The 6536-nt window shown below is 72.3% G+C and carries 5 protein-coding genes; 2 read left to right on the forward strand and 3 right to left on the reverse strand.

Annotated features, from left to right (window positions below):
- Positions 1–157: 157 nt before the first annotated feature.
- Both ACE3QY_RS21050 and ACE3QY_RS21055 read right to left on the reverse strand, forming a co-directional pair.
- The gene (locus ACE3QY_RS21050; RefSeq protein WP_374458021.1) at positions 158–1333 is read right to left on the reverse strand and encodes an acyltransferase family protein; all 1176 of its coding nucleotides are present in this window, start codon (positions 1331–1333) and stop codon (positions 158–160) included.
- Positions 1330–3246 carry a glycosyltransferase family 2 protein gene (locus ACE3QY_RS21055; RefSeq protein ID WP_374458022.1) on the reverse strand — a complete coding sequence of 639 codons (1917 nt, stop codon included), beginning with the start codon at positions 3244–3246 and terminating at the stop codon, positions 1330–1332. Before ACE3QY_RS21055 ends, ACE3QY_RS21050 begins: the two co-directional genes overlap by 4 nt.
- Positions 3247–3615: 369 nt before the next feature.
- Between ACE3QY_RS21055 and cimA the strand changes: the two genes are divergently transcribed.
- Entirely contained in the window at positions 3616–5196 is a 1581-nt protein-coding gene (cimA, locus tag ACE3QY_RS21060; RefSeq protein ID WP_374458023.1) for a citramalate synthase, read from the forward strand.
- Between the two features lie 15 nt (positions 5197–5211).
- Here the strand turns inward: cimA and ACE3QY_RS21065 are convergent, their stop codons facing one another.
- Complete coding sequence (locus tag ACE3QY_RS21065; RefSeq protein WP_374458024.1) at positions 5212–5802, reverse strand: TetR/AcrR family transcriptional regulator; 591 nt, start codon at positions 5800–5802, stop codon at positions 5212–5214.
- Positions 5803–5875: 73 nt separating this feature from the next.
- On the opposite strand from ACE3QY_RS21065, the gene ACE3QY_RS21070 reads away from it, so the two are divergent.
- Positions 5876–6430: an NAD(P)H-dependent oxidoreductase gene (locus ACE3QY_RS21070; RefSeq protein WP_374458025.1), complete on the forward strand. Its 555-nt coding sequence runs from the start codon at positions 5876–5878 to the stop codon at positions 6428–6430.
- The last annotated feature ends 106 nt before the right edge of the window (positions 6431–6536 follow it).

Raw genomic sequence — 6536 nt, forward strand, 5'->3', positions numbered from 1 at the left:
GGGGGCGGGGGGGGGGGTTGGGGGGCGGCCCCGGCGGCCCCCGGGGGGGCTGGGCGGGGGTCGGGGGGCCCGGGGGGGCGCCCCCGGGGGGGCCCCCCCCCCGCGAGGCGCTGCTCGATGTCCACACCACCATCCTGCGTCGGCCTACCGACACCCGTCAGGCCGGGTCGGCGACGAGGTGCGGGTAGTACTCGCGCTTCTTCCCGTCCCGGTCGATCAGCGTCGCCAGGCGCAGCCCGGCGACCTCGACCGTGCGCGAGCTGATCCACGCCAGCACGACGGACGGCACGGCGACCACCACGGCCGTGGCGAGGAAGGCCGGTCCGCGCTGCGGATCCGGCACCAGCCCCCACGAGGTGACGACCCGCAGGACGGGCTCGTGGATCAGGTAGATGCCGTAGCCAAGCCCGCCCAGCCAGGCCAGGGTCGGCTCGGACAGCCAGCCGGCCCACTCGCCCTCGTGCAGGACGATCGCGGACAACGCCACGCCGAGCGCGACGGCGTACAGCGTGGGCCACCAGTGCAGGACGGTGCCCTCCGGGCGGGAGACGACCAGCGCGAGGAGGGTGCTCAGGCCGACGGTGGCCGCGAGGCGCCGCGGCACCGTGGGCAGCGCGACGCCGCGGGCGCTCAGCAGCGCCAGCAGCATGCCGACTGCGAAGCTCGCGGCCCGCGAGGCGGGGGAGAACCACACCGACCAGTCGTCCGTGGTGGGGTGGAGCAGGTGGATGGTGATCGCGTTGTAGGCGAGGCCCACCACGAGCAGCAGAGCGGGCGGGGTGAGCAGGATTGCCGTACGGGCGTCCGGCCAGCGCCGCAGTGCCCACCGCACGACCGGGAAGGAGAGCGCCACCAGCAGGTAGAAGTGGAACTCCACCGCCAGGCTCCAGGCCGGCCCGGCGGTCCAGAAGATGTAGGTGTCGCTGTAGATGTGGGTGAACGTCAGGTGCAGCACCAGGTCCTGCCAGTGGCCCGGCATCGAGTGGTTGGTCAGGCCCCACACCACCAGCACGACGGTGAGGTAGAGCGGGAGCAGCCGCGCCGTGCGCCGCAGCAGCATGGCCCGGCCCGACCGGGTCTCCTCTCCCGACAGGACGGCGCGCGCCACCGGCAGCCAGAGCACGAGGCCGGAGAGCACGAAGAACATCTCCACGAACAGCTCGGTGCCCGTCATCAGCTGGTGCGCGAGGCCGTCCCACGGCCACGCGGCGTCGGGTCCGCTGCGCGAGGACTGGTAGGCGTGGAAGGTCACCACGCTGAGGGCTGCGACAGCGCGCAGCGTGTTGAGGGGGAAGACCCGCTTCGCGGGAGTGGTCGGTGCGGTGGTGCTCATGCGGCCACCTCCAGGCGGTCGGAGCGGTCAGGGTCGGAGGACGAGGAGCCGGAGCTCGAGGCCGTGCGGGGCGTGACGACCCACTGGTGCTCGCCGCGCAGCTGCTTGAGGTGTGCGACGCGGTTCACCAGGTTCTTCGCCTCGGTGTAGACGAGCAGGTTGAGCAGCGCGGCGGTCACGAACCACCGCTTGTGGCTGCGGATCGACGGCGCGGCGAGGCGGTACGCCGCCAGCGTCTGCAGCGGCCCGGAGACCGTGACGAACAGGGTGATCAGGACGAACAGCGGGGTCCCCATGTCGAGGCCGCCGTCGCGCCAGGCGAGGAAGCCCAGCAGCGGCCACGAGGCCAGCGAGATCCACGGGTAGACCTCGCGCCAGCCCATCAGGTACGTCAGGCCGATCCGCTGGCGGACGCCCATGTGCGGGTTGCGGAGCAGCGGCCACAGGTGCCGCATCGACACCTGGAACCAGCCCTGCGCCCAGCGCATCCGCTGCTTCCACAGCGCGCCGACCGTCTCGGGCGCCAGCTCGTGGCTGACCAGCCCGGGGTCGTTGACGATGCTGCCGCCGGCGGCGAGGGTGCGCATGGAGGCCTCGATGTCCTCGGTGAGGTAGGACCCGCGCAGGCGGATCCGCTCGAGGGCCGACGCGCGCCAGTAGCCGTTGGAGCCGCCGAAGATGCCGAAGCCGTGCAGCGAGGCGCGGCCCGGGTGGGCGACGGCGTAGATCTGCTCGAACTCGACCGCGACCAGCCGTGCGAGGGCGGAGTCGGCGCCGTTGCGGATCACGCAGTGGCCCTGGACGACGTCGTGCCCGGCGGCGATCCACCGCCAGGCCCGCTCGAACGAGCCGTCGGCGGGGTGGTGGTCGGCGTCGAAGATGCCGATGAACTCGCCCTGCGCGACGCGCAGCGCGGCGTTGACGTTCTGCGCCTTGGAGGTGCTGTCCTCGACCTTGAGGACGGTCAGCCGCTCGTGCTCGCGCTCGAGGGCGGCCAGCTCCGCCTCGACCGGCAGGTCGACGGGCGTGTTGTAGGCGAGCACGACCTGCAGCCCGCCGTCGTACCCGTGGGCGACGAAGTGCTCGAGCGTCTCGACGATCGTGTCGCTCTCGTTGGGCAGGTACGCCGCGATGACGGCCGTCGCGAGCGGCGTCTCACCCTCGGGCGCCGGTGGCAGCTGCGGCGGGGTGAACGCGTGCGACACCTCCGCCCAGATGGTGAGTGCCGTGATGGACAGCGCGCTGACGAGCACCCAGTAGAGCGCGCCCGAGACGTCGATGCCGAGGTGGTAGAGCCCGACCATCGCGAGCCACGGCAGCGCGACGCTGCCGATGGTCGCCAGCAGGATCTGGCGGCTGATCGTGAAGCCGGAGATGCGCGGGTTGCGCGAGCGCACGTGCGCGCCGTCCTGGCGCGGCTGGAGGTCGCGCTGGCGCAGCGACTCGGCAGCCGCGTCGGCGGCGGCACGCGCCGCGGCCTCGGAGTCCTGCTTGCGGGTGATCGGCGCCCAGCCGACGCCGAGGTCGACGACGCCCTCGGCGCGGTGGAGGCGGTCGAGCACCTCGAGCGCGAAGTACGCCATCTCCTGCAGGCGCACGGGCCGGGCGGCGCGGTCCTCGCGGCGCAGCTGCAGCAGCAGCCGGCCGTTCGGCGTCGCCGAGATCAGCTCGCCCGGCTTCAGCCGCGCGGTCAGCAGCTCGGCCGCGCGCTCGATGGTCTCGCGCGGGGCACGGGTGTGGTCGGTCGGGTCGTCGTTGTCGGTCGCCCACACCGGGTCGATCACCGCGACGATGCGGCGCCGGGTGGTCCGGTGGAGTCGGGAGAGCGGGGCGAGGATCTCGTGCCGGTCGACGACGGCGCCAGTGGCGCGCGGCCGGTCGAACGGCGTGGCGGAGCGGGGGAGTGTGGTCACGGGAGTCCTTCTCATCGGCGGGTGTCGGTGAGTGCGTCTGCGTGAGCCGCGGGCCGGCGGGGTCGCCGCCGAGCAAGCCCTCGACGTTGCCGAAGTCGCCCGGGCGATCGCAACTCCGCGGCGGCGTTTCGCCGGTGAGCCGAGTCACTCGGCCGGATGTCGGACGGAGGTGTCCTCCGCCGAGCGCGGGAGCCGCGCCCGCGCCCGAATCCCGAGACTCCGATCTCAGGAGCGCCCGATCGGTGGCACGATGCTCTCGTGAGCAGCACCACGATCATCATTGCCTAGCGCGACGGGACTCCCCGCCGCGCCGACCTCCTGCATCCCAGGAGGTTTTTTCATATCCGCACCACGACCGAGAGACCTCCGATGGACCTGCACGGCGCGTTCCACGTCTACGACACCACCCTGCGCGACGGCGCCCAGCAGGAGGGGCTCAACCTCTCCGTCGCCGACAAGCTCTCCATCGCCAAGCAGCTCGACGGGCTCGGTGTGGGCTACATCGAGGGCGGGTGGCCGGGGTCGAACCCGAAGGACACCGAGTTCTTCCGCCGCGCCCGGGAGGAGCTCGACCTCAAGCACGCGAGGCTCGCGGCGTTCGGCGCGACCCGGCGCGCCGGCGTACGTGCTGCGGACGACCCGCTGGTCGCCGCGCTGCGCGACTCCGGTGCGGGCGTCGTCACGCTGGTCGCCAAGTCGCACGACCGGCACGTCGAGCTCGCGCTGCGCACCACGCTGGAGGAGAACCTCGCGATGGTGCGCGACACCGTCACCCACCTGCGCGAGGAGGGGCAGACGGTGTTCCTCGACGCCGAGCACTTCTTCGACGGCTACCAGGCCAACCGGGCGTACGCCCTCGAGGTGCTGCGCACGGCGGCCGAGGCCGGAGCCGAGGTGGTCGCGCTGTGCGACACCAACGGCGGCATGCTGCCCGACTGGGTGTCGGACGTGGTGCGCGACGTGATCGACACGACCGGCGCCCGCGTCGGGATCCACGCCCACAACGACAGCGGCTGCGCGGTCGCGAACTCGCTGGCCGCCGTCGCTGCCGGCGCGACGCACGTCCAGGGCTGCATCAACGGCTACGGCGAGCGCACCGGCAACGCCGACCTCGTCACCGTCGTCGCCAACCTCGAGCTCAAGCTGGACCGCAACGTCCTGCCCCAGGGTCTGCTCCGCGAGGCCACCCGCATCGCCCACGCCGTCGCCGAGGTCACCAACGTGCCGCCCGCATCACGCCAGCCGTACGTCGGCACCTCGGCGTTCGCGCACAAGGCCGGCCTGCACGCGAGCGCCATCAAGGTCGACCCCGACCTCTACCAGCACATGGACCCGCTCGGCGTCGGCAACGACATGCGCCTGCTCGTCTCCGACATGGCCGGCCGGGCGTCCATCGAGCTCAAGGGCAAGGAGCTCGGCTACGACCTCTCGGAAGACCGCGAGCTGGTCACCCGGGTGACCGACCGGGTGAAGGCGATGGAGCAGCGCGGCTACACCTTCGAGGCCGCCGACGCGTCCTTCGAGCTGCTGCTCGCCGAGGAGGTCGAGGGCGCGCGGCCGTCGTACTTCGACGTCGAGTCGTGGCGCGTGATCACCGAGACCCGCACCGACGGCGAGGCCGTCTCCGAGGCGACGGTGAAGCTGCGCGCCGAGGGCGTGCGCTACGTCGTCACCGGCGAGGGCAACGGCCCGGTCAACGCCCTGGACGCCGCGCTGCGCGAGGCGATCGGGCAGGCGTTCCCCGAGGTCGCGAAGTTCGAGCTGATCGACTACAAGGTCCGCATCCTCGACCAGGGTCACGGCACCGACGCGATCACCCGCGTGCTGATCGAGACCACCGACGGCGAGTCGTCGTGGGTCACCGTCGGCGTCGGCGCCAACGTGATCGAGGCCTCGTGGGGCGCGCTCGTCGACGGGCTGACGTTCGGGCTGCGCCGCCACCACCGCTGACGTACGACGGAGGGGTCAGGCGCCGACCACGCGGCGGACCAGGTCGTCCCAGCCGGCCTCGATGCGCTCGAGGGAGATGTTGTCGCGCTGCTGTTGCTCGATGACCATGATGTCGAGCGGCGCCATGATCGCGATGGAGAGCAGCACCAGGTCGCCGGTGACGCCGAGCTCGTGGAGCAGGTGGCGCACGTGCATCACTGCGAACGACGCCGCCGCGCGGGACCGGGCCGAGCTGGCTCCCGTCGCCGCCTTGATCAGCGCACCGTGGGTGACGTTGGTGCGCATCCGGGAGTGGCCGAAGGCCAGCAGCCGCTCCAGCGGCGGAGCGCCCGGACCCAGCGGCGGGGGACCGGAGATCACGCTGGCCTGCCAGCCCGCCTCCGACTCGTTGAGCACCGCCGCCATCAGGCCCTCGCGGCTCTCGAACCGCCGGAAGAGCGTCCCCTTGCCGACACCGGCCTCCGAGGCGACCGTGTCCATCGTCACGCAGTCGACCCCCCGGGTCTGCACGAGGCGCAGCGCCGCTGCGAGGATCGCCTCGCGGTTGCGGGCGGCGTCGGCGCGCTCGGGCGCGGGGTCGTCCGCCAGTGGCAGGAGGTCGGGCACGCCGCCCAGACTAGGTGCGGAAAAAGCTCGGAAGCCACGGAATAGAAGCGGACCACGGTCCGTTTCGACCGTCATGACTACTGACAAGCAGACCCGTGTCGCCGTCCTCCTCGGTTCCACCCGTTCCGGTTCGCTCAACCGCCGGATCGCCGAGCACCTGCGCGACAACGCCCCCGCGGGTGTCACCGTCGACGTCGTCGAGGGCCTCGACAGCGTCCCGTTCTACAACGAGGAGATCGACGGCGAGACCGCCCCCGCCAGCGCCACCGCGCTGCGCGAGTCCGTCGCCGCCGCCGACCGCGTCCTCGCCGTGACCCCCGAGTACAACGGCACCATGCCGGCCGTCCTGAACAACGCCATCGACTGGCTGTCCCGTCCCTACGGCCAGGGCGCCATCGTCGGCAAGCCCTTCGCGGCCATCGGCGCCACCCCGACGCCGTACGGCGGCAAGTGGTCGCACGAGCACGCCCGCCACTCCGCCACCATCGCCGGTGCCGTCGTCGTCGAGGGCATCGTGGTCGACGAGTCCGCCGTCGAGGGTGACCCGCTGGAGAACGAGGCCGCCGTGCAGCGCTTCCTCGGCGCCCTCGACGCGCTCGTCGCGCACGAGGCCGAGCTCGCCGCCTGACGGCTGCACCTTCGCACCCGAGTCTCCCGCTTGTCGGCCGAGATCTGGTGTGACAAGCGGGGCGGTCACCGGATATCCGGCTCTCCTGACTGATGTGTGGGTCAGG

It is taken from the genome of Nocardioides sp. (genome assembly GCF_041913365.1).
GTDB lineage: Bacteria > Actinomycetota > Actinomycetes > Propionibacteriales > Nocardioidaceae > Nocardioides.

Excerpts from the sequence above, each read along its gene's own strand:
- ACE3QY_RS21070 (WP_374458025.1), top strand. The coding sequence starts at position 5,876 with ATGACTACTGACAAGCAGACCCGTGTCGCCGTCCTCCTCGGTTCCACC.
- cimA (WP_374458023.1), top strand. The coding sequence starts at position 3,616 with ATGGACCTGCACGGCGCGTTCCACGTCTACGACACCACCCTGCGCGAC.
- ACE3QY_RS21050 (WP_374458021.1), bottom strand. The coding sequence starts at position 1,333 with ATGAGCACCACCGCACCGACCACTCCCGCGAAGCGGGTCTTCCCCCTC.